Genomic DNA, 26071 nt, shown 5'->3' with positions numbered 1-26071 from the left:
AAGCACGGGAAAACGACAACTTGTGTCTCGAGCCCTTGCCTTTTTCTACAAAGAGTAGAAAGCTGGTGCTATGAAATTCGAACACGAGCTCAATAGTCCGGTCCTGGTATTGGATGAGGACCAATCGTGGCAGCTGCTCTCGCACAGCTCCCACGGACGCGTAGCAACTTCGGTTGCAGGGTTGATCGATATTGTTCCGGTGAACTACGCGGTGCACAACGGGAAGCTGTTCTTGCGCACCTCGCCCGGTAATAAGCTTGCGGCCATGGCGATCAATGAAAAGATCGCTTTCGAGGTCGACGGCATCCTTTCCGATGAAGCTTGGTCCGTTGTCGTGCACGGCAGCGCCGAAGTATTGGAGCATGAGGCCGATATCAAGGAGGCCCGCGAAAGCGGCGTCACTCCCTGGATCCCCACCCAGAAGGATTTCTGGATTCGGGTCAACATTGATTCGGTCTCCGGGCGCCACTTCGAGCTCGGCGAGCAACCAGAGGTAGCTGAATAGTTCTCTGCGATCTGCACGGCAAACGCCGCCGCCCGCCCAATGGCCATCGGGCGGGCAGCGGCGTTTCCAGCTTTAAGCCGATGCCTGGGAATAAGGGTAGAACCCTTCTCCGCTCTTGCGTCCGAGCTTGCCCGCAGCCACCTTTTCGGTGATCATCGGGTGCGGCTGGTCGGCCTCGTCACCGGTCTCGGCGTACGTCGCCTGGGCGATGAAATCGATAACATCAAGGCCCACCATGTCCATCAGCTCGAACGGACCCATGGGGTGGCCCAAAGCGGTCTTCGCAGTGGTATCGATATCCTCGATGCTGGCGATTCCCTGGTGAGCCAGGTTCAGCGCCTCGGCGTTGATCGCACCCATCATGCGGTTGGCAATGAAACCCGGAATCTCCTTGTTCACCAGCACCGGGTTCTTCCCCAGCTGGTTGGCTACCTCGGTAACAGCCTGAATCGTGGCATCGCTGGTCTGCCCATGGCGGACGATTTCAACGCACTTCATGACCAATGCAGGGTTGAAGAAGTGCATATTGCACACCTGCGCTGGACGGCCGCTGGCCTGGGCCAGCTTCGAGGAGGGCAGCGTCGAGGAGTTCGTCGCCAGGATGGCGTGGGCCGGTGCATGCTCGCCCAGTTGGGCGAAGATCTGCTCCTTGATGTCCAGGCGCTCCACAGCAGCCTCGATCACCAAGTCGGCTGTGGAAGCAGCCTGGTTCAAGTCGGTGTTCTGGCTCAAGCGCCCCAGCGCCGCAGCTGCCGTGGGCTGGTCGAGTTTGCCTTTGGCCACGCGGCCGGCAGCCCAGGACTCCAGCTCGGTGCGTGCTGCGCCCAACGCGTCGGCAGAGATATCCTGCAGCACGGTGGCGTAGCCGCCCAGCGCGCAGCTCATCGCGATCTGGCGGCCCATGGTGCCGGCACCGATCACCAAAATACGTTCAATCTTCATTGACCATTCTTTCTCTGGAGTCCTGGCCTGCGCCTTTTAGCCGCGCAGGTAGGTCGTCGTGGTGTGCGTGTAGAACTCGCGAGCTGCTGCTCCCTGTTCCTTCGGTCCGTAGCCCGAAGCTTTCGCACCGCCGAAAGGCACGTGCGGGTCAGCTCCGGCTGACTCCGAATTTACATGCAGAATACCCACGTCGAGAGTTTGTTGCGCCTCCAGGGCCAGCGCAAGATTCGAGGTGAACAATGCCAGGCTCAAACCGTATTCCGAGTCTTCTGCAGCCTCGAAAGCTTCCTTCCACCCGTTGACTCGGCGGACGGACACGATGGGCGCGAAGAATTCTTCCTGCCAGGCGCAGTTGGCTCGCCCGGCTTCCCCCTCCGGAAGTTCCAGAATGGTTGGTGCCAGGAAGCTGCCGGTTTCCGGGGCCAGCCCGCGATAGCGCAGTGTTGCGCCCTGTGCCAGCGACCGGTCGATCCCCTGTGCCGCCGAGTTCGCCGCTTTGGCATCCACCAGCGGGCCCATATGCACTGACGGGTCCAGCGGGTCCCCGGTCACCCACTGCTCCAGCCTTTCGGCGAGCTTGGCCAAGAATGCGTCGGCGATGGACTCGTCGAGGATCAGCCGGCTGGTGGCCGTGCACTTCTGGCCGGTGGAGCGGAAGGCCCCGAAAAGCACCTGCTCGCTGGCCAGGTCCAGGTTTGCGTCGGCCAGCACTACCGAAGCATTCTTGCCGCCCATTTCGGCCTGCACCGGAATCCCCCGGGCCGCACCTGCCGCGCAGAGTTTGCGCCCGACTCCGGTGGAACCGGTGAAAGTCAGCCCGTCCAAATGCTCATTGGCGATGAAGGCATCACCCAGCGCGCCCGGGCCGATGACCAGGTTCAGTACACCAGCGGGCAGCCCTCCGTGCTCCAGGGCCTGCACAAAGCGCATGGCCAGCAACGGCACCAGGCTGGCCGGCTTGAACACCACGGTATTGCCGAAAACCAGCGCCGGGGCGATCTTCCAAGCCGGAATCCCGATCGGGAAGTTGAACGGGGTGATCACCCCGATCACCCCCAGCGGCTTGTGGGTAACCAGAATCTGTTCCCCGGCACGCGGGGATTGGAAGACGGTGCCGGCAGCGCGCTCCGCTTCGCCGGAATAGTAGGCCAGGATCTGTGCGGCCCGCAGCACCTCGCCGATTCCCTCGGCTCTGGTCTTGCCCTCTTCGGCGGCCAGTTCCGCTCCGAAGTCCTCCGCATGCTCCTTCAGGTATCCGGCGGCCTTGGCCAGAATCGCCCCGCGGGCGGCCATCGGAGTGGACGCCCAGGATTTCTTGGCCCGGTGGGCGGCGCCGAAAGCGGCGTCCACCTGGTCCACGCTGGCCGCGGTGCCCTCCGCGAGCACGATGGATTCGTCGGCGGCCGCCTTCGAATCGATGCGGCGGCCTTCGCCAGGCACCCATGCGCCATTGATGCAGTGCTCCAGGGTGGCAAGTGTTGTGGAAAGGTTCATTTGCTTGGTTCTCCCGTCTTCCTTGGCTTCGCGGCTTAGCGGAAGGCCGGCACGCCGGTGAGCTTGTTGCCCAGGATCAGCGTGTGCACCTCGTCGGTGCCCTCGTAGGTGCGCACCGATTCCAGGTTGTTGGCGTGGCGCAATGGCGAGTAATCCAGCGTGATGCCGTTGCCTCCCAGGATGGTGCGTGCTTCGCGGCAGATCGCGATGGCTTCACGGCAGTTGTTCAGCTTCCCTGCCGAGATCATGTGCAGGTCCAAATTCCCGGCATCCTTCAACCGGCCGATGTGCAGGGCCAGCAGGAAGCCCTTGTTGATTTCCAGGGCCATGTCCACCAGCTTCTGCTGGGTCATCTGGTATCCGGCCAGCGGCTTGTCGAACTGCAGGCGCTCCTGCGAGTAGGCCAATGCCGCTTCGAATGAATCGCGGGCGGCCCCCATGGAACCCCACAGGATGCCGTAGCGGGCTTCGTTCAGGCAGGAGAACGGCCCCTTCAGGCCCTTGGCATTCGGCAATACCGCCGAACCGGGCAGGCGCACATCGACCAGATCGATTTCGCACTGGATGGAGGCGCGCATGGACAGCTTCTGCTCGATCGGGGTGGCGGTGAAGCCCGGGGTGCTGGTCGGCACGGCGAAGCCGCGGATGCCCTCATCGGTCTGTGCCCAGATCACCGCCACTTGCGCCACATTGGCCAGCCCGATCCAGCGCTTGGAACCGTTGATCACCCAGTCATCGCCGTCGCGGCGGGCGAAGGTCTTCATGCTCGACGGGTCGGAACCTGCCGTTGGTTCGGTCAGGCCAAAGCAGCCAATGGCTTCGCCGGCGGCCATCTTGGGCAGCCATTGCTGCTTCTGCTCCTCGGAGCCGTGCTTGTAGATGGCGCTCATGGCCAACGATCCCTGGACCGAAACGAAGGTGCGCAGCCCCGAATCGCCGGCTTCCAGTTCGGCGCCGGCAATGCCGTATTCCACGGCCGAGCGGCCGGCGCAGCCGTAGCCTTCAAGGTGCATGCCCAGCAGGCCCAGCTTGGCCATCTCCGGAACGATCTCCAGCGGGAAGACTGCGTCGTTGTACCACTTGGCGATATTCGGCTTGATGTTCTCGTTGACGAAACCGCGCACGGTATCGCGCAGGGCCAGTTCCTCCGCCGAGAGCAGCGAATCGAAATTGATCAGGTCGGCCGGATCCAGAAGGCGTTCTGCGGTGCTCATATTAAGTCTCCTTGAAAGTTCTTGCGATTAGCTATTTGCCAGGGTGCCCAGAAGCGCTTGGTGCTCCCCGTGGGCCGGCGGGATGGTGCGGTATTGGGCACCGGTGCGCGAGAGCCCGATGGGGCTGGCGATCTGCTCGGTCGCTTCCCCGGTGTCCGGATCGGTGATCAGCGCGACGGGATCCAGGCCAAGTTCCTTGGCGAAGTCGATGGCCTCGGCGATGGAGTTGACTTTTCCGGCGGGCACTCCCGCGGACATCAGCGCATTCGCCCAGTGCGCGGCAGTGGCTGAGGCGGTGGCCGCTTCGATGATTGCCTTGAGTTCTTCGCGGTGGGCCACCCGTGCGCTATTGCTGCTGAAGCGCGGATCCTGGGCTAGGTCCGGCTGGCCAAGATGCTTGGCCAAGGCAGCGAACTGGCGGTCATTGCCCACGGCGATGGCCACCACGCCGTCGTTGGCCGCGAAGGTTTCATAGGGGGCAATGCTCGGGTGCGCGTTGCCCATGCGTGCCGGGGATTTTCCGGTAGCCAGCGTGCTGCTGGACTGGTTGGTCAGTCCGGCCAGCAGCGAGCCGAGCAAGTTGACGGTCACCCGCTGGCCGATACCGCTGGCATCGCGTTCGCGCATGGCCAGCAGGATGCCGGCAACCGCATTCTGCGCCGCCAATACGTCCACCAGGGCAACGCCGGCCTTGCTCGGAGGCCCGTCTGGTTCTCCAGTGATGCTCATCAGTCCGCCCACTGCCTGCACCAGCAGGTCGAAGCCGGGCAAGGTTGCCCCCTGCTTTTCGCCGAAGCCCGAGATGGAGCAATAGACCAGTGCCGGGTTCAGCTCGCGCAGGCTCTCGTAGTCCAGCCCGAATTTGGCCAGGACGCCGGGGCGGAAATTCTCCACCAGCACGTCAGCGTCGCGGATCAATCCGCGCAGGGCCTGCAACTGGGTTGCGTCCGCGAAGTCGGCGACTACTGCCTGCTTGTTGCGGTTCACCGACCAGTAGTAGGTGCTGATGCCTTGGGCATTGACCGGAGGCTTCCAGCTGCGGGTCTCATCTCCAGCAGCGTTCTCCACCTTGAGAACTTCGGCCCCGAAGTCGGCCAGGGTCATGGAGCACAGCGGCCCGGCCAAGATGCGCGAGAGGTCGATGACCTTGACCCCTTCAAGCGGTTGGCTCATTTGCTTCCACACCTTCAATCCGCACAGATTTGCTTAGTTACATGTTGCATGCAACTCTATGTTGCCCGGATCACCCTTGGCAAGGATTTTCAGGATGTTTCGCTTCTTGGGTCTGCAGGGGGCGCGGAATGCCCTAGGAAATCAAGGCGTCCAGCCGCTCCAGGAACGGTTCTGCGTCCAGTCCCGGGGTCCGCGAACACACCGAGCGGATCAGCATCTGCGCGGTGCGCATGACGTGGCCCCGAACGGCCAGCGCGGCGGCGTCGGGGTCTTTAGCCAGAATCGCCTCCATGATCTCCTCGCGGTCCCCGGCCAGGTCCTGGCTGGAGCGGGCGAAGGGCACGGTGGTCTGCCCGTGGGCCAGGACAAGGTTGCGCAGCTCCCCCACCACGCTGTCGAGTTTCGCATTTCCGGCCAGCCCCAGAAGGCACAGGTGGAACTCCTTGTCCGCTTCCAGCGTCGCCCGGCCATCACCGGTTTCGCCGATTGCGAGCATTCGCTGGTGCAACGACTTCAGCTGGTTGATATCAGCCTCGGTCGCGTTCCGCACGCCACGTGCGGCAGCTGGAGGCTCGATAGCCAAACGCAGCTGGAAGACTTCGACAATGTCCTCCAATGAAATCTGGTTGACGCGCACCCCGCGGTTTTTCGCCACGGTAACGATTCCCTCTTTTTCCAGCAGCTGCAAGGCCTCGCGCACCGGAGTTCGCGAGACGCCGAGCTTTTCCGAGATGCCAATGGCCGAGTAGTGCTCCCCCGGAGCCATCTCACCGGCAACGATGGCGGCACGGATCATCGTGGTCACCTGCTCGGTAAGAGATACCTTCGGCTTAATCGGTTGCATGCTACTCATGGTCTGAAGCTTATCCTGATTCGACCCGGCGGCAAGGCCAGGTACTAGATCGTCTTGCGCAATGGCACTTCCTTGATGAGCAATACGCAGAAGAAGGCAACCACGGCTACGGCCGCCGAGACGATGAAGACGATCCCTGTCGCCTCGCCATACGCCGATTCCACCACCTGCCGTAACGCATCTGGCATCCCGGAAAGATTCAAGGAATCCCCGGTGGCCGGGGCTGAGGACAGCTGCCCCTTGGCCGCTAATGATTCGGTAATAAGATCTGCCACATTGCGCGAAAGCAGCGCGCCGAGCACCGCCACACCTGCTGAGCCGCCTACAGAACGGAAAAACGCCACCGAAGAACTTGCCGCCCCGATATCGGTAACTTTCACCGTGTTCTGCACCGAGAGCACCAAGTTCTGCAGCATGAATCCCATGCCCACGCCGTTGAGGAACATGCCGCAGGCCAAGAGCCAGTATTCGGTATCCTGGCGCATCAGCCCGAGCAGGCCGAGTCCGGCGATGTTCAGGACCGAACCGATGAGCAGGTAGATCTTCCAACGGCCGAAGCGGGTAATCATCTGCCCGGAGAAGACGGACCCGAAGTAGTTGCCCGCGATCATTGGCAAGGTCATGAGGCCGGCCATGGTCGGTGTCGCTTCGCGGGCGATCTGGAAGTACTGGCCGATGAATGCGCCGGTGCCGAACATCCCCACGCCAATCGAGATCGAGGCGAGAATCGCCAGCGAGGTTGTTCGGGTGCAAATGATCTTCAGCGGAATGATCGGTTCACGAACCCGTGATTCAACAAGCAGCAACGCGGCAACCAGCAATAGGAACATCGAGACCATCGTGTAGGTCTGCCACGAATTCCAGCCGAAATAGTCGGCTTTGCCTACATAGGAGACCCAGATCAGCAGGATCGAGACGGCGGTGGTCAACAGGACCGCGCCGACCCAATCGATATGCACCGGACGCTTGAGGTGCTTCAGGTGCAGGGTCCGGTGGATCAAGAGCATGGAGAGCAGGCTGATCGGGATGCCGAAGAAGAAGCACCAGCGCCAGCCCAGGGGCGAGTCCACGATGAATCCGCCGAGCAGCGGTCCTGCTGCGGTAGATACAGCCATGACGGCACCGAAATATCCCGAATAGCGTCCACGTTCCCGTGGCGGGATGACCGTGCCGATGACTGCCATGCCCATGGCGGTCAGCCCGCCCATGCCGATGCCCTGGATGACCCGGGCGAACAGCAGAACGGGTATGGACCAGGCGAGTCCGGCCAGCAACGAGCCGAGCACGAACACCAGAATTCCGGCTTGCAGCAGCTTCTTCTTGTCGAAGAGATCCGCCATTTTCCCCCAGATGGGAGTGGTGGCGGCATTAGCCAGCAGCGTGGTGCTCAAAACCCAGTTGAAGTCGGTTTGCGAGCCGCCCAGGACATCCATGATGGTCGGCAGCGCAATAGACACAATGGTCGCCGCCAGCATGGCAGCGAAGAAGGATGCCAGGACGCCAGCGATGGATTTGAGCACCTCGCGTTGATTCATCTGCGGCTGGTCTGCCGCTGTCTCGGTGAGGTCAGTGGGACGTTCCTTTTCCGGCATGCTCTTATCCAAGGTCGGAATTCTCCACGTTGCCGAACTGCTCGGTCCGTTGGGATTGGATGCCGCGGATCATCGTCGCGTTCAATTCGCTCAGCGCGTGCGCGACGCTGGCCAAGCGCTCGGCATCCCAGTCCGGAAGGACATCCCGCATTCGCTCCAGGCGCAAGCGGTCGCGGAATTCAAGCCGCTCGCAACCCGCCTCGGTCACCCAGAGCACGTGGCGACGGGCGTCGATCTTGCTGGGCTGCTTGGCTACCAGGCCCATTTGCTCCAGTTCCGCCAAATGCCGGCTCATCGCCGCGGTGCCGATCCCCAAGGACTGCGCAAGGTCGGCAGCATGCGTGGGTTCACGGGTTTTCAACGTCTTGAGCACGTGATGGGAGGCGTTTGATACCTCGGGGTCAGTCTGATCCATATGCGAAAACACGCGAAGGATCCTGGAACTGCGGGCCAACTCGTCGAGCAGGATTTTGAGTTCAGAATCCGAAGGGCTATCTGGAGACTTGTCCACGATCTATCGGCTGCCTATCTATTGTGTTTCCACCAATGTAAGTTCGAATCGTTGCTCCAGTCAACGTTTTTGCCTGTTGCCACGGCGGTAAGCTGGTGTTGTGAATGATCAGCGAGTCCAAGCCAGCACGCAATACGCCGAAGAACTACGTCTTTCCGCGCTGAAGGCAGCTCGCCAGTCCGCCGAGCTGCTGCGCGCTTCCTTCCGCGGCAACGTGGTAGCCGAGCATAAAACCAACACCCATGACCTGGTCACCGACATCGACCGGCAGAGCCAGCGGCTCATCACTGCCTCACTGCTATCGGCCCACCCGGATTCCTGGGTTCTCGGCGAAGAGCAGGTCTCTGGCGATCAAGGACGGCAGGCCGCCGGGAAGGTGCAGTGGATTGTCGATCCGATTGACGGCACCAGCAACTTCGTCCACGGCGTGGCATTCTTCTGCATCTCGATTGCCGCAGCCATCGATGGAGAACTGGTGGCCGCCGCAATCCTCGATCCGGTTTCTGGTGACGAATTCAGCGCCAATTCGACTGCCGCGTTCCTCAACGGGCAGGTTCTTGAGCCCGGTGCCCGTCCCGAGCAGTCCCGCGCCAACCTGATGACGGATTACCCGGGAGCAGAATCCATGCTCAAGGACGGGGATCTGTCCTTGGAACTCTTTGGCCAGTGGATCCAGGACTTCGCCACGGTACGCCGCAAGGTCTGCGCGGCGCTGGCCCTGGCCCATGTTGCCGCAGGCTGGTGCGACGCCACCATCGGGTTCGATACCAAGGTGTGGGATGTGGCTGCCGGAGCGCATCTGGTGCGCATGGCCCAGGGCACGTTCCGCGGCTTGTCCTACGGACAGGCAGGACTCGCCGACCACTACTGCCCCGGTTTCATCGCGCAAGGGCCCGGCGCCGATTATCCTTCCCTGGCAACCGCTGCCGAGCGGATCCATCAGCTGCGCACGGGCCGCTGAGCCAACAAATCTGACAATATCGAAGTAGTTGGCCCTGCCCCTCGGCTTTGGTCGCTTTCGGACGTACGATGGCGGCATGGAACCACGATTTCAACGGACCGCGCACTCCGCCGCGCGGCACCATGGAGGCGGAGGTGTGATCCTGGGAGGAATCGGAGCAATTCTGCTTTTCGCTTCCTTCGCAGTGATGTTGGCAGCTCAATCCCTGGATTGGGAGCCACTGCTCATCGGCATTAGCTTGGGCATCTCGACAGTGCTTTTCGGTGTGGTGTTCCATTTCACCCACTGACCCGCACTTTTCCTCATCCACTAATCGCAACGGCCCCGGATCCATCGCTCGTGGGCGCAACAGGTCCGAGGCCGTCCGTGGGTTCGGGTGCTTTACAGGTGGGTAGGCGCAAACATCTTCAGCAGGGTGCGGACCACAATGACATTGGGGCCATCTGCTTCCAAGGCGTCGGCGAGCGCCGAACCGATGCCCTCGGGATCGACCGCTTGGGCGGGGATGCCAAAGGAATGCGCAAGGGCCACGAAGTCCGGCCGGGCCAGTTCGGTGGCGGTGGCTTTTCCGAAGGCTCCCTCCATGTACTCGCGCAGGATGCCATATCCCCCGTCGTCGACGATCAACCAGGTGACCGGTGCATGATGCTGCTTGGCGGTGGCCAGTTCGGCAATGGAGTACATCGATGAACCGTCGCCGCTGACTGCCAGCACGCGCTGCTTAGAGCCGATGGCGCCACCGATCGCGGCGGGGAAGCCGAAGCCGAGGCCGCCTGCACCCTGCGCGGAATGGAATTCGCCATCCTTGGCGTCCCAGCAGCTCCAGCCCCAGTAGGCAGCGATGGTCATATCCCAGAAGGTCTGCATGCCTGCCGGGACTGCGGCGCGGATATCCGCCATGAACTTCCGTTCCTTGCCAAGGTCCTGGGCATCCAGGCGCGCCTGCACCTTTGCCAGGGTCTGGGCCACCACCTGTTGCGGGGTGCTTCCGTGCCATGATGCCTGGGCCTTGAAGCCTGTCTCGCGCATTTCTTCGTCCAGGAATTTCAAGGCTTCACGAGCATCGGCGCGGATACCCAGGGCCGGGGTGTTGGACTCGAGCACGCGCGGCTCGGCATCAATCTGGATCATCTTGCCGCGGGGTTCGAGCGTGAAGTAGTTGCTGGTGACCTCGCCCAGGGCCGAACCGATCACCACCAGCACGTCGGCATCTTCCATGACGTCCGAGACATAGCGGTCTTCCGCCCACGACTGCAAGGACAGCTCATGGTTCCAGCCAAAGGCTCCGTTGCCGCCGGGGCTGCACAGCACCGGGGCCTGCAGTTTTTCGGCCACGGCCAGCAATTCAGCCTGCGCCCCGGCCCGGCGCACACCGCCGCCGGCGATGATGGCCGGGCGCTTGGCGTCGGCCAGCCAGCGCATGGCTTCGCGAATCAGCTCTTCGCGCGGGGGATGCTCGTAGGCTTCGGCCAGGGCATCCTGTACCGGTGGCACCATCACCGGGGCGAGCAGGACATCCTGCGGCACCTCAACCCACACCGGCCCCATCGGCACGGTAATGGCCCGGGCCCACGCGTCCTGGATCGCCGAGGGGATGCCCGATGCATGATGCACGGTCTGCTGGAACTTGGTGACGTTGGCGGCCGAGGCCTTCTGGTCATCGAGCTGATGCAGCATGCCCTTGCGGCGGGCTCCCAGGCCGTCCAGCGGAATCTGGCTGGCCACCACGACCATGGGCACGCCGGTGGCGTAGGCCTCCTGCAGACCTGCTAGCGAGGTCAGCGCGCCCGGGCCGGTGGAGAGGAACAGCACGCCCACTTCCCCGGTAGCGCGGGAGTAGCCATCGGCGGCGAAGGCGGAGTTGTTCTCCACGCGTGAGGAGATGAACTCCAAGCTTGAGCGCGAGAGGGCGTCGAAGAGTCCCAGGGCGTGCTGCCCGGGGATCCCGAATACGGTCTTGGCACCGAGCGCGGTGAGGGTCTCGATGACCAGATCGCCGCCGTTGCGTTGCGGTTGCTCGTTCATTAGCTATTCATCCCCTTGCTGGCGCGGAAGTCGCTGATCAGGCTGATCAAATCATAGGTGACATGCGAGGCGGCCACGCCGGTCAGCTCCGCATGGTCGTAGGCGGGGGCGACTTCGACAATATCCGCGCCGATGATGTTCAACCCGCGCAAACCGCGCAGGATTTCAAGCAGTTCACGGCTGGTGATGCCGCCGGCCTCCGGGGTTCCGGTACCCGGGGCGTGGGCTGGGTCCAGCACGTCGATGTCCACCGAGATGTACAGCGGGCGGTTGCCGATGCGGTCGCGCAGCTTGTGCACGATTTCGCGGACGCCCTGGTAGTAGACATCCGAGCTGGTGACGATGCCGAAGCCGAAGCGCTGGTCGTCTTCCAGGTCCTTCTTGCCATAGAGCGGACCGCGGGTGCCGACGTGGCAGATCGCCTCGGTATCCAGGATTCCCTCCTCGACCGCACGGCGGAACGGGGTGCCGTGGGTGTATTCGGCACCGAAGTAGGTGTCCCAGGTGTCCAGGTGCGCGTCGAAGTGCAGCATCGCTACCGGAGCACCGGCTCGTTGCGAGGCGGCACGCAGCAACGGCAGCGCGATGGTATGGTCTCCGCCCACGGTGACCAGGGTGGAGCCGTCACTGGTCAGTTCCAGTGCGTTGTGCTCGATGGTCTCGATAGCCTCGTTGATGTTGAACGGGTTGACCGCCATGTCCCCCGCGTCGGCCACCTGGCTCTGCGCAAACGGCGAGGTGTCGGTGGCGGGGTTGTAGGGGCGGATCAGGCGCGAGGATTCGCGCACGTGGTTGGCGCCGAAGCGGGCGCCGGGCCGGTAGGAGACACCGGTGTCGAAAGGCACGCCAACAATCTTGATGTCGGCCTTCTCCACCTGATCCAGTCGCGGCAGCCGGGCATAGGTGCCGCCGCCTGCATAGCGTGGAATCACCGCGGCATTAATGGGTCCCAGATGCCCGTTTTCCTCGATGCGGATTTCCTTCATCGCAACTTCCTCCCCCAGACATCCAAGAACGAAAGTCCAAGTTGTCTAATATGAAACTTCAGTTTTCCATTATGCTATTTTGTCTGCTGGGTCACGTCAAGATTCAGTTATCGCACAGCCCGGGAATCCAGGCAGAAATAGCCCATGCCACAACCCGCGAACGGGCTGCGGCATGGGCCGAAACTGCAGCAGGGCGATCAGCTGGCGACGCTGCGAATCTGCTGGGCAAGCACCTCTAATCCATCGCGCAGCAGTGCTTCGCCGATCACCAGCGGCGGTAGCAGGCGCAGCACATTGCCGTGCGTACCGCAGGTCAGGGTCAGCACCCCGGCTCGATGGCAGGCCTTGGAAACCGCGGCGGCCGCATCGGCGCGCGGCGCCAAGCTGCCCCGGTCGGCGAACTCGATAGCCAGCATGGCTCCGCGGCCGCGGACCTCGGCAACCACCGGGCTCTGCTGCATCAGTGGTTCAAGAACCTCGCGGGACACCCGCTCGATGAGCTGGGCGTTATCCAGAAGCGTCCCATCCTCGAACTGCTCGAATACAGCCAGCGCCGCTTCGCAAGCCAGCGGGTTGCCAGCGTAGGTGCCGCCCAGGCCGCCAGTGTGAGGAGCATTCATCAGCTCGGCGCGCCCAGTCACCGCGGACAGCGGAACTCCGTTGGCCAGGGCCTTGGCCGTGAGGATCAGGTCACCTGCCACGCCCTCGTGCTCCGAAGCGAATAGCTTCCCGGTGCGCCCCATGCCGGCCTGGATCTCGTCGATGACCAGCACAATCCCGTGCTTGTCGGCCAACTTGCGCAGTCCGGGGATGAACCCGGCCATCGGGACAACGAAACCTCCTTCGCCCTGAATCGGCTCGATCACCATCGCGGCGAAAGTCTGGGGGCCGTAGTCCATCAAGGTCTGCTCGACGGACGCCAGGACCGCTTCGACGGTGGCCGCTCCCCCAGAGGGCCGCAACGGGTTGGCCGAGGCGGCGCGCACGATATGCTCGGGCATCGGGCCGAAATTCATCTTGTACGGATTGATCTTGGCAGTCATGCCCATGGTCAGCAGCGAACGGCCGTGGTAGGCCTCGTCGAAGACCAGCACGTTAGCGCGTCCGGTGGCAGCACGGGCGATCTTGACCGCGTTCTCCACGGCCTCGGCCCCGGTGGAGAACAGCGCTGTGCGCTTCTCGAACTCGCCGGGGGTGTGCTGGTTCAACCAGCTGCACACCTGGGTGAAGGATTCGTACTCGGTGACCATGAAGCAGGTATGGGTGAAGTCCGCCAGCTGCTTGGCCACGCGTTCGGCCACGCGGCGGTTCGCGGCACCCAGTGAAGTCACGGCAATCCCCGAGGCGAAGTCGATCAGGCGATTTCCGTCGACGTCTTCGATAATCCCGCCATCGGCGCGGCTGACGAAGACCGGCAAGGTGACGCCAAAACCGCTACTGACCTGTTGCACCCGCTGCTCATGGAGGGCCGCAGAGCGCGGGCCGGGGATGCTGGTGGCAAGGTGCCTGGTCTGGGACAAGGTTGGGGCGTCGGTGGAAGCAAGGGTTTCAGTCATGGCTCAAGCCTAGAAATCCCCGTGACACGCGTCATTGGTCATTGCATCCAAGTCCAGCATCTTTCTTGGATAATTTACCCAATGATTACGCTTTTGCAGCTGGGCGCGGAGTTGGGCACCGAGTTCTTCCCTGCCAGCACCGGAACCTTCCGTGCCCAGCCGGTCAGCGGGGTGCACGTCTCTGAGCTGGAAGATCCCACCACCTATCTGGATGGCGGCGAGCTGCTGCTGACCACCGGCATGCCATTCGCCGCGAGCGAGGAAGCTTCCCGCGCATACATGCGCCGGCTGCAGGACAAAAAGGTCTGCGCCCTGGGACTGGGCCTGGGTCCATGGCTTCGCACGGTGCCTGAGCACGTCATCGCCGCCTGCGACGCTGCCGGCATAGAGCTGGGGATCGTCCCGGACCAAGTGCCCTTCCAGAACATTTCACGGGCATACTGGCGCCTGGCCTCACGTGATCAGGCTTCGAACCTGATGGGTTCCTTGGGCACGCAGACTGCCTTGGCGCGTGCCGCCGTACGCCCGGATGCCATCAATGCAGTCGTGCGGGGCTTGGCTGAGGCAGTGAACGGCTGGGCCGCCTATCTTTCCGTCGATTCCCGGCCGGCGGCCTGCTACCCGGCATCCGCCGAAGCGTTCCTGGGCGAACTCCGTCACGAGTCCATGCGCTTTCGGCGCAATGGCATGCCCTCGGCGTCCACCTTCGAGGTCCAGGGCCACGAAGTAGCGCTCTATCCCATCCTGTCCGGAACCACGATCCACGGATATCTCGGAGTTGCCGCCGGGCGCAGGCCGACCAAGGCCGACCGGCAGATCATCATGACGGCCTGCACGTTGCTCTCCTTGCGCGCCAGGCAACGGGAATTGGCTGCCAGCACGAATAACGCGCTCAGCTCGGCCACCGCAAAATTGTTGCTGCATGGCCAGCCCGAGGCGGCAGGCCTGGTCGGGGAAGAAGCCGGATTGGGCAGAATACCTGTTCGTGTGCGAATCCTGCTGTACCGGGCAGGTGCCGATACCGATGCAGCAACCGCACTTCATGCGCTGCCCTCGCTGGCGCGCCCCGCCGCCTTGCCCGATGTCGCCGCAGCGGTACGCAAGTGCCAGCTTCACTATGAGGACGGCGCCGAACATTATTTGATACTTCCCGAACCCGCAGACAGTTCCGGCAATGGCGAGGTAGTGGCACCGCAGGCTGCAACCGCAACGGGCCCGATGGCGTGCGGGCGATTTGATTCCCCCGCACCCGAAGTCCACGCCGTACTCTCCCAACCATTGAACTTGGCCGAGATCCCTGCCAATTTGCCTGCCCTGCGCCAAACGCTGGACGCTGTCCCGTTCGGGACCATGGCCTGCGGCGCCCCGGGCTTCGATGCCAGCGCAGAGACCTGGGTCAAGGCCCTCGCAGCGTACGCGCGCGCCGATCTGCTCTCCGCGGTCACCTCCTACCTGCGCCATCGCGGCCATTGGGAAGAAGCCTCCCGCGAATTGGGCATCCACCGAAATTCCTTGCGCCACCGCATCACCGTGGCCCAGGAATTGCTTGGCGCCAATCTCGATGATCCGGATGCCGCCGCCTCGCTCTGGCTGGCCCTGCGCCGGGCACAGAAATAGGCACGCCGCAGTCTCTGCAATAGCCAGATCCCGCGGCGTGCCCTAGGTACAGCCGTCAGCCCTTGAGCCGAGTCCGGCTATCGTGCGGCGCACTGGCGCGTCGCGTTGCTGCGGCGTCCGGGCCGGTGGCACCGAGCTTGGCTTGCTGGCGGATGCTCAGCTTCTGCAGCAATTCCTCTTCCGCGAATTCGCCCGGCGCAATCCCGCGTGGCACCCGCAGCAAGAAGGCCATGCCCAGGATCCACCAAGCGGCGAAGAGCAGCCACGGCTGCCACCCGATGGCCGCCGGCATTCCCGGAAGATACAGCGAAATCAGGCCGGCGCAGAAGACCACCGACAGTACGCCGATGACCTTGCCGCCGTTTCCCGCACCGCCCACGCGCAGCGGGCGTTGCATCTGCGGTTCGCGCTGGCGCAGAATCAAGAACGCCACGCCCACCAGCAGGTAGGCGATCACGATCGACGGCGAACCGGAATCCACCAACCACCCGAGCATGGCGGTGCCGAAGAATGGAGCCAGAATGGAGAGGCCGCCAATGAACAGCAGTGCATGGCTCGGTGTGCGGTGCTTCGGATGCAGGTAGGCAAACCAGCGTGGCAGCATCCCGGAACTGGCCATCGCGTACATCAGCCGCGAAGCACCCATCAGCAACGAATTCCACGAGGTGAGGATACCGGCAATGCCGCCGGCGATCAGCACCTTTGACATGATTTCGGAATTGAACAGTGCCCCCATCGCGTCGGCAGTGGCAAGTTCGGATCCGGCGAGCGCCGAAGCGCCCATTCCCGAGGCGGTGGCCAGGATGATCCCCACATACCAGGCGGTGGCGATCAGCACCGAAATCACCACGTACTTGCCAATTTTTCGCGGGGCGATGTCGCATTCCTCGGCGGACTGCGGGATCACGTCGAAGCCGACGAACATGAACGGCACCACGATCATCACGCCGAAGAAGCCGGCCACCCCGTTTTCGAAGAATGGTTCCATATTCCTGCTCTCGCCTCCGGTGAATGCGCCAGCAAGCAGCATTGCGCCGATGACGAAGAGGAAGAGCACCACGAAGGTCTGCACTACACCGGCGGTCTTGATGCCCCGGATGTTAATCCAGGTGATCGCTATCGCACCGGCGACACCGACCAGCGCCCAAGTCAAGTAGACCTCTGAGCCAGCGATCTCCCATAATCTGATCTGCGAAAGCTCCGGGAAGAGATAGAGCACGGATTTGGGCAGTGCCACTGCTTCAAAGGCCACGATCGCAATGTAGCCGCCGACGATGGCCCACGAACCGGCAAAAGACCAGCGGGCGCCCATGGCGCGCAGCAAGTAGTTGTGCTCACCGCCTGCTTTCGGCATGGCCGCAACGAGTTCGGCATAGGTCAGGCCGACTACCGCCATGATGCCACCGCCAACCAGCATGGCCAGCGTGGCTCCCAGCGGACCGGCGGTGGTAATCCAGTCGCCGGTGAGCACGACCCAGCCAAAACCGATCATCGCGCCAACGCCTATGGCCAAGGCATCCCAGCGGCCGAGGACCTTCTTGAGGCCTGGTTCTGCGGTGTGGTTCTTCGCGGTTTTTCCTGACATGGCAACCCCTTCTGGAAAGTTGATCAGGATCACACTATGCAAAATCGCGCCAAAGGGTATTGGATGTTTTGACTAAATTTCAGGCTATTTTGCCCAAATCAGGAGGCTAGGCCTTGCCGGAGCGCTTCTTGCTGGCTTTCACCAGCGCGCGGTCGACCTCGTGAATGCCCAGGCAGAAGCCTGCGGACATGACCAGCGATTTGATCGTCAGTTCGGAAAGGTCATCAGCTACGTACACCAGCTGGATCGGTCCGGCCAGGACCAGCAGGACACCGGTCCACAGCACATACGCCCACGAGGTGCGTGCCTGCGCCATCACCGGGAAGCGTGCCCGTCGGCGAATCGTCCGCACGCCAATGGTGACAATGACGACGGCCAGAATCGCGGCGCCAATGAAGAAGAAATTGCGTTGGGTGCGGATCCAGGTCAAGGTGGTGCCAATAAGAACGCCGAAAAGTATCGAAGCCCACCAGCTGATACTGCGCAGTTGATCTTGCGCAGCGGTTGGTTCGCCTGTCCTCACGCCTCTCCCATCACTGATTGTCCCGAGCGCCCGGAACAACGCATCGTTCCTAGAATACGCGGTTCATCTCCCCGCAGACGAACGCGCAGCCGCACTGCGCATGCCGTGCCATGGCAGCAAGTGCCGTGGCTTGGCGTCATGAGAGGATCAGCGTCCAGGTAACCACAGCGACCTCATCAGAATCGTTTTCCCAGCTATGCGGTTCACGCCCGGGGAAGGTGATCGTATCGCCTGCTTCGAGTTCTACGCGCTGATCAGGCAATACCAGGATGAATTTTCCAGCGATCACGTGCAGCACTTCCAGCTCGCAATCCACCGAATACAGTTCCGCTTCACCGGTGCCCTTTGGCGCAATCTCGGCGCGAATCATCTGCACCCGCTTCTCGCTGCGCGGCGTGACCAGCTGCTCCGTGATGCCGTCACCGCCCAGGGAAACACGGGGCGCCTGCTCCAGTCGGACCAGTTTCGTTTCAGGAACCTCGAAGAGGGTACCGACCTCCATGCCCAGCACTTCGCACAACCGCAAAAGAGTGGAAACCGAAGGGCTGGTCAGGTCGCGCTCCACACGCGAGAGGAAACCCTTGGTCAGTCCGGATAGCTCGGCGACCTGGTCAATGGTCATACGCTGGGTCTGGCGCACCCCGCGCAGCCTCGCACCGATATTGATCGCAGCACCGGTTGGTTCAACTGGCAAGGTTTTCATCGTTTGGCTCCTCGACGTTTTCTGCAGCAACAACCGCAACCACTTTGGCTTCAAGGCCTGCGGGGCAAGTTTACCAATGGTAAACACACCGCGCCCTCTACCGCGAGGCTGCAGCGCTCACTAGACTCTGTCCATGGACAGCACCAAGGACAAGCTCTGCGGGTACCTGAACGACGCGCGCGAGAATGCGATCTACAAGGCAGAAGGCCTCGCCGAACACCTGGCACGCACTCCGCTCACCCCCACAGGCACCCATATCCTGGGAGTACTGCACCATTTGGCGATCAATGAATACGAATATTTCGGCACCTGCCTCAAGCGCAGGGCCGATGACCGCTACGTTCGCGAATTCATTGCGCCGCATGATCCCGACGCGGATTTCCTCCCGCCAGCAGATATGGATGCGCAACAGCTGATCGGCCTGTATCGGAAAGCCATCGCCTTCGCCGATGAAGCCATCAGCGACCTGCCCCTGGACTGTCCCGTAGAGGTACCGTGGTGGGGGCCAGCTGGCAAAACCACCTTGGATCACCTGCTCATCCATGCGCTCGCCGAGACCTCCCGGCATGCAGGGCATCTGGATATTATCCGCGAGCAGCTCGATGGCCGTGCTGGCTGGACCGCGCAACTGGATCTGCTGCCCGGCTACACCGCGGGGCAATGGGCCGAACAACGCGAGAAGCTGCAGCAACTGGCCAATGCCTTTGCCCCGGGCAGCTGAGCCGCAGTCATATTACGCATTCGGACTTCACCGCGCCCTGCCACCGGCGGTACCATCGGAAATGTTGCTTCACGAGACGCGGCGCCAAGCTCCGACTGGCCGCGCACCAACCCCAAGTTCATGGGTGGTTCGGATGAGGAAGCGGTCCGCGCATCAACAGGTGCACGGGCAAGAGCTCGCAAGAGAGTTGACGTCCCATGGCATATCCGATTCTGCCCGTCATCGACCGCCAGACCGGCCAAGTGCAGTTCAAGGCCGAAGGCCGCTGGCGCACCCGCTACGTTGCAGATCCGCTCAGGCTTGAACAGCTCATTGCTCGTTGTGCCCGCCGGCCGACCTTCGATCCGGCCACATCTGAATTGCTGCTGGTGGTGCCAGTCGCCGGAGATCCTGCGGGCAAGCGATTTGCTTTTAGTCTTGCCAAATTCCCAAGTGCAGGAGCCCTGACTAAACTGGGTAGTTGATCCGATCCACGGGTTTCATTGGGAAACTCCATGTTCCAGGAGAGTCATCTTCGCGATGTCACAGCACTCAGCAACCGAACCTACCAAAGCGCAGATCCAGCGATGGCGCAAGTATCTCGCTGATGAAGTCGCAGAAGGCTCCATCTACCGGGCCCTCGCGGAAAAGAAAACCGGGCAGGAACGGCAAATCCTGCTGGGCCTGGCAGAGGCGGAAGCACGCCACGAATCCCACTGGCGCGTCCTGCTCGGCGAACATGTCAAGGAAGTCCGCCCGTCGCTGCGCCGCACCATGCTGCGTTTCCTGGCATTGCATTTCGGTTCGGTCTTCGTGCTGGCCATGGCCCAGCGCTCCGAGAGCAGTTCGCCCTACCGCGATGACAAGGACGCCACCGCGCAGATGGCGGCCGACGAACAGGTCCACGAAGAAGTCGTTCGCGCGCTTGCTACAGCAGGCCGTGCGCGCCTTTCGGGCAACTTCCGTGCTGCGGTCTTCGGCGCCAACGACGGGCTGGTTTCCAATCTCGCGTTGATCATGGGCATCGGTGCGACCGGTGTTTCAGCGACCTTCGTGCTGTTCTCCGGCATTGCCGGCTTGCTGGCCGGTGCACTGTCCATGGCAGCTGGCGAATACGTTTCGGTGCGTTCCCAGCGCGAGCTGCTGACAGCTTCACGCCCAACCCAGGTCACGCTGACAGCGGCCCCGAACCTTGATCTGGACGCCAACGAGCTGCTGCTAATCTATAAGGCCCGCGGCATGAGCGATGAAGATGCCGAGCACCGGGCCGCCGAACGCATGGGCCTGTTCACCTGCGATTGCAACCCCGACTTCTCGCTGAACCCAGAGGGTCGCGGCGAAGAACTCGAGAAGGAGCACCAGGAGCTGGGTTCGGCCACCGGTGCGGCGGCCACCTCGTTCTTCCTCTTTGCTTCCGGTGCTGTGGTGCCGATCCTGCCGTATATCCTTGGCCTGTCCGGCATGACCGCGATCATCGTCTCGGTAGTCCTGGTGGGATTGGCCCTGATGATCACCGGCGGGATCGTAGGCCTGCTCTCCGGTGCCTCGCCACTCAAGCGCGGCCTGCGCCAGCTAGCCATCGGCTGGGGCGCAGCGGCCATCACCTACTGCTTGGGCCTGATCTTCGACGTCAGCATCAGCTAGTAGCCCGCTACGTTGCGACTGCCGGTACGGCACTGTCTGTACCGGCATTTTCCATGCCGTGCTCTAGCTGTTCTCCGGCCGCCGGGTACGCCGGCGCAGGGTTTGCATGCTCTGGATGAACTCCATCGCTTCTTCGGCGGTTTCCACCAGAGCAATCTTCTGTTCCATGACACGGTCCTTGGCCAGGGCCTGAAGCAGCGGCCAAGCAGGCAGATCCCTCGTCCAATAGTCCTTGCCGATCAGCACCATCGGCACCACGCGAGCACCGGTAGCGTAGTAGTTTTCGCAGGCATCCTGGAAGATTTCCTGCACCGTGCCAGCGGCCCCGGGCAGAACTACCAGCCCGCCGTTGGACTGCTCCAGCAGAATCGCTTCACGAATGGAATTGGCGAAGAACTTGGCAATCTGGGTGGCAAACAGATTCGGCGGCTCATGGCCGTAGAACCAGGTTGGCACGCCCAGGGACTGCCGCTGGCTCGGGAAACGCTCCTTGACCATCAACGCAGTTCTCGCCCAGCCGGTGCGCTGATGGATCGCATCTGGCACTTCGGCCAGCATCTGCAATGCCGTAGCGACATCTTCTGGTCCGTAATCGGCCAGCCACGCACCGGCATTGGCAGCTTCCATTGCGCCGGGGCCTCCACCGGTGGCGACCGCGTAGCCGGCCCGGGTAATCATGCGCCCAAGCTCCAAAGCTTGCGCATACTGCGCAGTGCCCCGGCTCATCGCATGCCCGCCCATCACCCCGATAATCGGGGTTTCCTTGAACGTGCCCTCGTACACTGCCGAGACCAGCGCCTGGCCAATGTGGTGATCATGCAGGGTTCTTGCCAGCGCATTGCTATCGCTATCGGAATTCACCGCTGCATGCTGCTGGGAGTACGCGTAGATCTTCGCATCAGGCACATGCTCGTAGGTCTGCGTCCGGATCCCCGAGTACAACTCATGCGGCGAATACAAGCCGCGAGCCACCGTCTCGAAGGGAAGCTCCTCCCCCGAGCTCATGCACAGCCCGCCAGTGGCTTGCACGATCTGCGCTCCTTGCGCGGAATACTGGCAATCGATGAATAGCGCTTCGGAAAGATCCAAGGATTCCAGCACGGTATCCCGTTCGCGCAGATCAACACGGTGCACTCGCCAGCCTTTTCCGCGTGCGCGGTGGGAAGCCAGCGCTTCGGCTGCGAGACGGTCGAATTCAACGAGCGTCGTTATGTTCACTGCGCGTGCTGGAAGGTAGGGCCACACTTGGGACATGCGTCAACGCTACGTCATAGATAGTGATTATTCACAGAAAGGCCCTTCAACTTTCGCGAAGGCCCGGAACGTGAAACGATGAGAGGATGATTGAATCTGTTCCACCAACCATTGATGCCCGCCACTTATTGGCTTTTCTGGGCAACGTTCCTTTCTTCTATGGAAAGAACCTGGCTGCAGAAGCAAATTCCGTGGTTGACGTGGAATTCGACGAAAGCACCCACCAGATCGAAGGCACCGTCACCGATTCTGGCGAAGAATATTCTCCGATGATCCAGGTCCTCATGGACGGTGGAGAGTGGAAGATCGAATCGTGCGAGTGCACCTGCGACGCACCCGGAATCTGCTCGCACATCGCGGCACTGGCTATTGTCTCCAACAAGATCGCTTCCCAGCCACGCGCCGTGCCTGCCCGGGAAGAGAAGCCGAACACAGTTTGGTCGCAGCAAATCGATTCATGGTTTGAAGAGTCCGAGCCGGGCCCGGCCGATGGCCTGCTTGGTTCGCAGCACGATCCGGTAGTGCCGATGGCGCTTCAGTTCCTGCTCTTCGATTCGAAGGACGCCACCCAGCAGCAACAGTGGATGCCGACCGGAACCATCCCGCACCCGACCCGCAATAAGCGCTTCCGCTTGGGAGTGCGCCCAATGGTACGCAACACCGAAGGCCGTTGGGTTCGTGGCCAGCTTCGCTGGACCACCCTGGGCTTCAAGACCTACGGCTGGAACCTGCTGCGGGCGCAGCACCACTGGTTTACCCGCTTTGCCTCCATGGCGCGCAGCGACAGCCAGCTGCAGTTCAAGGTGGATGAGGACTGGCTGTTCCTGGACGAGTACGCTTCCGATCTGCTCTGGCCGCTGCTTGACCAAGCTGATGAGCTGGGAATTCCGCTGATCACGACCCGATCCGAGCAGCGCGTGCGCATCGTTGCTCCAGCAAGCTTCAGCATGCAGGCCTCCCTGGATGAGCAACGACTGCAATTGGACGGTGTCCTGCACATTGCAAACCAGGATCTCATTCTCGATCCGGAAGCACCAAGCGGTGTCATCGCCGAGCATGGTTTCTATGCCCAGTTGGCTCAGCCTGATGAAATTTGGCTCGCGCCAAGTGTTGAGCCGATTCCTGACGCGCACCGCCGCTGGTATGTTGACCGCCGTCCGGTCACCGTGCCTAGGCCGGAGATCAACGATTTCTTTGAATCCTCCTACCCGCGTTTGGCCCGCCGTTTCGAGCTGCGTAGCGTTAACGACGAGCTGGAATTGCCTGCTTTGAAACCGCCCTATGTGCAGGCGACCGTGGTCTACAAGCGCGAATTCAACGAGAATAACGAACCGAACGACACCGCCGCGCTGGACTTCCAGATCCTCTACCCGGGGATCCCTGGCGACCAGGAAGTGTATGACCTTGAGGCCGAGGAACTGCTTCAGGCCGCAGTGCATGAAGTTTTCCTGGTCCATGAAGAAAGCGGCAATCCCAACTTGTCGCCGAAGTTCTACGCCCGCGATGACACCATCGATTTCGTCACCGAGCTCCTCCCCGCGCTGGAACGCATTCCTGAAGTCAAGCTGGTTGAGAAGGGTACCCGGCCGAAATTCCGTCAGCTGCGTGAACTTCCTCAGCTGAAGATCAATGCCGTGAATCATGAACGGACCGACTGGCTGGACCTTGGCTTGCTGATCACCGTGGGCAACCACGAGGTTCCTTTCTCGCAGATCGTCGAGGCCATGAGCAATGGCCAGATGAAGCTGCGCCTGCCGGATAACACTTGGTTCTCGTTGAACCACCCCATGTTCGCCAAGCTCAAGGCGCTCGTTGACGAGGCGCAGGCAATGAATGACAAGCCGAAGGAGGGAGACCTGAAGCTTACGGTCTTCCAAATCTCATTGTTCGAAGAACTTGATGAGATGGCTGAAGGCATTGACGGCGCGGACTTGTTTATCGCACGCATGCGTTCACTGCTCAAGGTCGCTGAAGCCCACCACGCGCAGGTGCCGAACACGCTGAACGCCCAATTGCGCCCTTACCAGGTTGAAGGGTTCCACTGGCTCTCTCGCCTGTATGAAGGCGGATTCGGCGGAATCCTCGCCGATGACATGGGCTTGGGCAAGACCTTGCAAACGATTGCCCTGATTCTCCATGCCCACAAGCTCTGGGCCGATCCGCAGGCATGTGCTCAGCTGCCCGCAACCCAGCGCACCCGTCTGCCGTTCTTGGTCGTCGCCCCGAGCTCGGTGGTTTCCAACTGGGAAATGGAAATCAACAAGTTCGCCCCATCCCTGCGGGTAGTCAGCGTCGAGGGCACCTTGCCTTCGCCACGGCAGCTGAGCGAACTGGCCGAGAATTACGATGTCATTCTCACGACCTATACCCTGTTGCGTCTGAACGACGAGATTTACGAGGCGCAGCGCTTTGCCGGCTTGATCCTCGATGAGGCGCAGTTCGTGAAGAACAAATCCACCAAGGCCCATCGCACCGCGGTGAACCTGCAGACCAATTTCAAATTGGCCGTCACTGGTACCCCGATGGAAAACAACCTTTCCGAGCTCGGTGCTTTGCTGTCGCTGGTTGCTCCGGCATTGTTCCTGAACACAACACGCTTTAATCGCCAATTCGCCCGCCCTATCGAAGTGCTGGGCGACAAGGACACCCTTGCATTGCTGCAGCGTCGCATCAAGCCATTCATGCTGCGCCGCACCAAGGAATCCGTGGTGCTGGATCTTCCGGCCAAGCAGGAGCAACAGCTTCTGGTGCGCCTTTCCGAAGAACACCAGCATGTCTACGACACCCATCTGAACCGCGAACGCCAGAAAATCTTGCACCTGGTTGAAGATCTGGATCGCAACCGCTTCACCATTTTCCAGTCGCTGACCCACCTGCGCATGCTGGCTCTGGAACCTTCATTGGTGGATCCAGCGCTGTCGGACGTACCCGGTTCAAAGCTGGAAGCACTCTTCGACCAGCTCGATGATGTGGTGGGCGAAGGCCACCGTGCGCTGATCTTCAGCCAGTTCACCTCGTATCTGAAGGTGCTGGCCGACAAGCTGACCGAGCGTGGCGTGAAGTTCGTTTACCTGGACGGCAATACCCGCAACCGCGCCAAGGTCATCGAGCAGTTCAAGGAAGGCGAAGCTCCGCTGTTCTTGATCTCCTTGAAGGCCGGCGGATTCGGCTTGAACCTGACCGAAGCGGACTACTGCTTCTTGCTGGATCCATGGTGGAACCCAGCCGTGGAAGCCCAGGCTATCGACCGTACGCACCGCATCGGCCAGACGCGACAGGTGATGGTGTACCGAATGATTTCGCAGGGCACCATCGAAGAGAAGGTTGTGGCGCTGCAGGAAAGCAAACGCAAGCTGATCTCGACAGTGATGGATGAAGCCGATGGATTCTCCAAGGCCTTGACCGCCCAAGATATCCGAGGACTGCTTGAGTAACAGGTTGATTAAATCCGCCGTATTAGCAGGCGGCGCTCAGTAAAACCCTGTATATTCGAAGTGACCGATGATGTGCGCTACGCCACACATAGTGCGTTCATCGGGCAAGCGCCCAGACGGATCCTCGTCCGGGCGATACGAACGACAAAGGCGGTAATAACCGTGTCCCTGATTAAATCGGAGACTCTCAGTACCCCCGATGATGACTGGATGAGTGCATCGGTGAGTATCAACAACGATCGTGTGGTGATTGAAACCGAACAGGAACGCCTGTCCCTGGAAAACGACCGGCTTCTGGAAAAGATTCGCAGAGTTCTGGCGTCTCCGCTCGAAGAGATTTTCTATAACCCGAAGCACCGGATGCTCCTGATTCCGGGCGCGTTCGCTGCCATCGGCTCTTCATTCCTGAGAGTTGATACTGAAGCTGCTGCCGGCCTCCGCGGCTAGCCTGCTTCGACTACATGCCCCAAGCTGCCCACCAGCAATCTTGGGGCATTTTTGTGCCCTGTGGACTGAGCGCCAACCGCTGCTGAACAGCGTGCGTTTTTTACCGTCGGAAGCCCCCATTCGCCACCGGATTCAGGACCTTCAAGTGCACCGTTTTCGCGTTGTTTCGCTGATTTCCAACCCCTGGCGCTCCGAGTCCTTCGACACAATTTCGGCTTTTCGCGCACCTCGATCCACAACTTGGCCAATGGCTCGTTTGCCCCATGCTTCCGTGGGTATTCGGCGGTAGGTCCACGCAGGATTCGACTGCTCCCATGGGCACGCATACGCCCCTGGAGAGCCCCTCGATCAG

Annotated in this window: 23 protein-coding genes and 1 riboswitch; of the genes, 9 read left to right on the top strand and 14 right to left on the bottom strand. The window is 61.6% G+C overall.

The annotated features are described in order from the left end of the window. Positions 1-70 precede the first annotated feature (70 nt). The gene (locus tag ACWICV_RS10515; RefSeq protein WP_105657333.1) at positions 71-505 is read left to right on the top strand and encodes a pyridoxamine 5'-phosphate oxidase family protein; all 435 of its coding nucleotides are present in this window, start codon (positions 71-73) and stop codon (positions 503-505) included. A gap of 72 nt (positions 506-577) precedes the next feature. On the opposite strand, the gene ACWICV_RS10510 is transcribed toward ACWICV_RS10515, so the two are convergent. From ACWICV_RS10510 to ACWICV_RS10480, 7 genes are all read right to left on the bottom strand, one after another. After that, positions 578-1447 carry a 3-hydroxyacyl-CoA dehydrogenase family protein gene (locus ACWICV_RS10510; protein WP_332498313.1) on the bottom strand — a complete coding sequence of 290 codons (870 nt, stop codon included), beginning with the start codon at positions 1445-1447 and terminating at the stop codon, positions 578-580. 36 nt (positions 1448-1483) lie between these two features. Next, a complete protein-coding gene (locus ACWICV_RS10505) occupies positions 1484-2941 on the bottom strand; it encodes an aldehyde dehydrogenase family protein (protein WP_400291464.1) in 1458 nt (485 codons plus the stop codon). Positions 2942-2976: 35 nt separating this feature from the next. After that, complete coding sequence (locus ACWICV_RS10500; protein WP_400291466.1) at positions 2977-4155, bottom strand: acyl-CoA dehydrogenase family protein; 1179 nt, start codon at positions 4153-4155, stop codon at positions 2977-2979. A gap of 27 nt (positions 4156-4182) precedes the next feature. Then, on the bottom strand, positions 4183-5328 hold the full coding sequence (locus ACWICV_RS10495; RefSeq protein WP_332594651.1) for a CaiB/BaiF CoA transferase family protein: 1146 nt from the start codon (positions 5326-5328) through the stop codon (positions 4183-4185). Positions 5329-5461: 133 nt separating this feature from the next. Continuing rightward, positions 5462-6181, bottom strand: a complete 720-nt coding sequence (locus ACWICV_RS10490; RefSeq protein WP_105657328.1) for a GntR family transcriptional regulator — start codon at positions 6179-6181, stop codon at positions 5462-5464. Positions 6182-6225: 44 nt separating this feature from the next. Then, on the bottom strand, positions 6226-7785 hold the full coding sequence (locus tag ACWICV_RS10485) for an MFS transporter (protein ID WP_133833213.1): 1560 nt from the start codon (positions 7783-7785) through the stop codon (positions 6226-6228). Next, positions 7778-8200: a MarR family winged helix-turn-helix transcriptional regulator gene (locus ACWICV_RS10480; RefSeq protein WP_400291469.1), complete on the bottom strand. Its 423-nt coding sequence runs from the start codon at positions 8198-8200 to the stop codon at positions 7778-7780. Before ACWICV_RS10480 ends, ACWICV_RS10485 begins: the two co-directional genes overlap by 8 nt. Before the next feature lie 184 nt (positions 8201-8384). On the opposite strand from ACWICV_RS10480, the gene ACWICV_RS10475 reads away from it, so the two are divergent. Continuing rightward, positions 8385-9245: an inositol monophosphatase family protein gene (locus ACWICV_RS10475; RefSeq protein ID WP_332594649.1), complete on the top strand. Its 861-nt coding sequence runs from the start codon at positions 8385-8387 to the stop codon at positions 9243-9245. A 76-nt stretch (positions 9246-9321) separates the two neighbouring features. Continuing rightward, a complete protein-coding gene (locus ACWICV_RS10470) occupies positions 9322-9534 on the top strand; it encodes a hypothetical protein (protein ID WP_133833215.1) in 213 nt (70 codons plus the stop codon). Between the two features lie 92 nt (positions 9535-9626). Here ACWICV_RS10470 and ACWICV_RS10465 read toward each other — a convergent pair whose 3' ends face one another. From ACWICV_RS10465 to ACWICV_RS10455, 3 genes are all read right to left on the bottom strand, one after another. Beyond that, positions 9627-11270 carry a thiamine pyrophosphate-binding protein gene (locus ACWICV_RS10465; RefSeq protein WP_400291472.1) on the bottom strand — a complete coding sequence of 548 codons (1644 nt, stop codon included), beginning with the start codon at positions 11268-11270 and terminating at the stop codon, positions 9627-9629. Further along, complete coding sequence (gene speB, locus ACWICV_RS10460) at positions 11270-12256, bottom strand: agmatinase (protein ID WP_332487687.1); 987 nt, start codon at positions 12254-12256, stop codon at positions 11270-11272. The genes ACWICV_RS10465 and speB overlap by 1 nt, the downstream gene beginning before the upstream one ends. 197 nt (positions 12257-12453) lie before the next feature. Beyond that, entirely contained in the window at positions 12454-13812 is a 1359-nt protein-coding gene (locus tag ACWICV_RS10455; RefSeq protein ID WP_454090991.1) for an aminotransferase class III-fold pyridoxal phosphate-dependent enzyme, read from the bottom strand. Between the two features lie 81 nt (positions 13813-13893). Between ACWICV_RS10455 and ACWICV_RS10450 the strand changes: the two genes are divergently transcribed. Beyond that, positions 13894-15429 (top strand): PucR family transcriptional regulator, encoded by a 1536-nt coding sequence (locus ACWICV_RS10450; RefSeq protein WP_454090990.1) that lies wholly within the window; start codon positions 13894-13896, stop codon positions 15427-15429. Positions 15430-15484: 55 nt separating this feature from the next. Here the strand turns inward: ACWICV_RS10450 and ACWICV_RS10445 are convergent, their stop codons facing one another. The 3 genes from ACWICV_RS10445 to ACWICV_RS10435 all read right to left on the bottom strand — a co-directional run bounded on the left by ACWICV_RS10445 (position 15485) and on the right by ACWICV_RS10435 (position 18240). Beyond that, positions 15485-17014: an APC family permease gene (locus ACWICV_RS10445; RefSeq protein WP_454090989.1), complete on the bottom strand. Its 1530-nt coding sequence runs from the start codon at positions 17012-17014 to the stop codon at positions 15485-15487. 106 nt (positions 17015-17120) lie between these two features. Continuing rightward, on the bottom strand, positions 17121-17537 hold the full coding sequence (locus ACWICV_RS10440) for a hypothetical protein (RefSeq protein ID WP_402473910.1): 417 nt from the start codon (positions 17535-17537) through the stop codon (positions 17121-17123). 136 nt (positions 17538-17673) lie between these two features. After that, complete coding sequence (locus ACWICV_RS10435) at positions 17674-18240, bottom strand: helix-turn-helix domain-containing protein (protein ID WP_105661607.1); 567 nt, start codon at positions 18238-18240, stop codon at positions 17674-17676. Positions 18241-18373: 133 nt separating this feature from the next. On the opposite strand from ACWICV_RS10435, the gene ACWICV_RS10430 reads away from it, so the two are divergent. From ACWICV_RS10430 to ACWICV_RS10420, 3 genes are all read left to right on the top strand, one after another. Further along, the gene (locus ACWICV_RS10430; RefSeq protein WP_133833222.1) at positions 18374-18961 is read left to right on the top strand and encodes a DinB family protein; all 588 of its coding nucleotides are present in this window, start codon (positions 18374-18376) and stop codon (positions 18959-18961) included. A gap of 67 nt (positions 18962-19028) precedes the next feature. Continuing rightward, positions 19029-19142, top strand: a riboswitch (SAM riboswitch). 16 nt (positions 19143-19158) lie between these two features. Continuing rightward, on the top strand, positions 19159-19425 hold the full coding sequence (locus ACWICV_RS10425) for a hypothetical protein (protein WP_388024970.1): 267 nt from the start codon (positions 19159-19161) through the stop codon (positions 19423-19425). A gap of 55 nt (positions 19426-19480) precedes the next feature. Next, positions 19481-20584 carry a VIT1/CCC1 transporter family protein gene (locus ACWICV_RS10420; protein ID WP_400291481.1) on the top strand — a complete coding sequence of 368 codons (1104 nt, stop codon included), beginning with the start codon at positions 19481-19483 and terminating at the stop codon, positions 20582-20584. 63 nt (positions 20585-20647) lie between these two features. Here the strand turns inward: ACWICV_RS10420 and ACWICV_RS10415 are convergent, their stop codons facing one another. Further along, entirely contained in the window at positions 20648-21838 is a 1191-nt protein-coding gene (locus ACWICV_RS10415) for an LOG family protein (RefSeq protein ID WP_454090988.1), read from the bottom strand. A gap of 86 nt (positions 21839-21924) precedes the next feature. Between ACWICV_RS10415 and ACWICV_RS10410 the strand changes: the two genes are divergently transcribed. Both ACWICV_RS10410 and ACWICV_RS10405 read left to right on the top strand, forming a co-directional pair. Further along, complete coding sequence (locus tag ACWICV_RS10410) at positions 21925-25272, top strand: SNF2-related protein (RefSeq protein ID WP_454090987.1); 3348 nt, start codon at positions 21925-21927, stop codon at positions 25270-25272. Positions 25273-25434: 162 nt separating this feature from the next. Beyond that, entirely contained in the window at positions 25435-25719 is a 285-nt protein-coding gene (locus ACWICV_RS10405) for a hypothetical protein (RefSeq protein WP_146112257.1), read from the top strand. Positions 25720-26071 lie beyond the last annotated feature (352 nt).

The organism is Glutamicibacter sp. NPDC055354 (assembly GCF_053644955.1).
The sequence above is the reverse complement of the archived record's forward strand: the minus strand, read 5'-3'. Positions and strand labels throughout refer to the sequence as shown.

What these genes read in the sequence shown, in the direction of transcription:
- ACWICV_RS10515 (WP_105657333.1), top strand. Translation starts at nt 71, where the DNA reads ATGAAATTCGAACACGAGCTCAATAGTCCGGTCCTGGTATTGGATGAG.
- ACWICV_RS10510 (WP_332498313.1), bottom strand. Translation starts at nt 1,447, where the DNA reads ATGAAGATTGAACGTATTTTGGTGATCGGTGCCGGCACCATGGGCCGC.
- ACWICV_RS10505 (WP_400291464.1), bottom strand. Translation starts at nt 2,941, where the DNA reads ATGAACCTTTCCACAACACTTGCCACCCTGGAGCACTGCATCAATGGC.
- ACWICV_RS10500 (WP_400291466.1), bottom strand. Translation starts at nt 4,155, where the DNA reads ATGAGCACCGCAGAACGCCTTCTGGATCCGGCCGACCTGATCAATTTC.
- ACWICV_RS10495 (WP_332594651.1), bottom strand. Translation starts at nt 5,328, where the DNA reads ATGAGCCAACCGCTTGAAGGGGTCAAGGTCATCGACCTCTCGCGCATC.
- ACWICV_RS10490 (WP_105657328.1), bottom strand. Translation starts at nt 6,181, where the DNA reads ATGAGTAGCATGCAACCGATTAAGCCGAAGGTATCTCTTACCGAGCAG.
- ACWICV_RS10470 (WP_133833215.1), top strand. Translation starts at nt 9,322, where the DNA reads ATGGAACCACGATTTCAACGGACCGCGCACTCCGCCGCGCGGCACCAT.
- ACWICV_RS10465 (WP_400291472.1), bottom strand. Translation starts at nt 11,270, where the DNA reads ATGAACGAGCAACCGCAACGCAACGGCGGCGATCTGGTCATCGAGACC.
- speB (WP_332487687.1), bottom strand. Translation starts at nt 12,256, where the DNA reads ATGAAGGAAATCCGCATCGAGGAAAACGGGCATCTGGGACCCATTAAT.
- ACWICV_RS10455 (WP_454090991.1), bottom strand. Translation starts at nt 13,812, where the DNA reads ATGACTGAAACCCTTGCTTCCACCGACGCCCCAACCTTGTCCCAGACC.
- ACWICV_RS10450 (WP_454090990.1), top strand. Translation starts at nt 13,894, where the DNA reads ATGATTACGCTTTTGCAGCTGGGCGCGGAGTTGGGCACCGAGTTCTTC.
- ACWICV_RS10445 (WP_454090989.1), bottom strand. Translation starts at nt 17,014, where the DNA reads ATGTCAGGAAAAACCGCGAAGAACCACACCGCAGAACCAGGCCTCAAG.
- ACWICV_RS10435 (WP_105661607.1), bottom strand. Translation starts at nt 18,240, where the DNA reads ATGAAAACCTTGCCAGTTGAACCAACCGGTGCTGCGATCAATATCGGT.
- ACWICV_RS10430 (WP_133833222.1), top strand. Translation starts at nt 18,374, where the DNA reads ATGGACAGCACCAAGGACAAGCTCTGCGGGTACCTGAACGACGCGCGC.
- ACWICV_RS10425 (WP_388024970.1), top strand. Translation starts at nt 19,159, where the DNA reads ATGGCATATCCGATTCTGCCCGTCATCGACCGCCAGACCGGCCAAGTG.
- ACWICV_RS10420 (WP_400291481.1), top strand. Translation starts at nt 19,481, where the DNA reads ATGTCACAGCACTCAGCAACCGAACCTACCAAAGCGCAGATCCAGCGA.
- ACWICV_RS10415 (WP_454090988.1), bottom strand. Translation starts at nt 21,838, where the DNA reads ATGTCCCAAGTGTGGCCCTACCTTCCAGCACGCGCAGTGAACATAACG.
- ACWICV_RS10410 (WP_454090987.1), top strand. Translation starts at nt 21,925, where the DNA reads ATGATTGAATCTGTTCCACCAACCATTGATGCCCGCCACTTATTGGCT.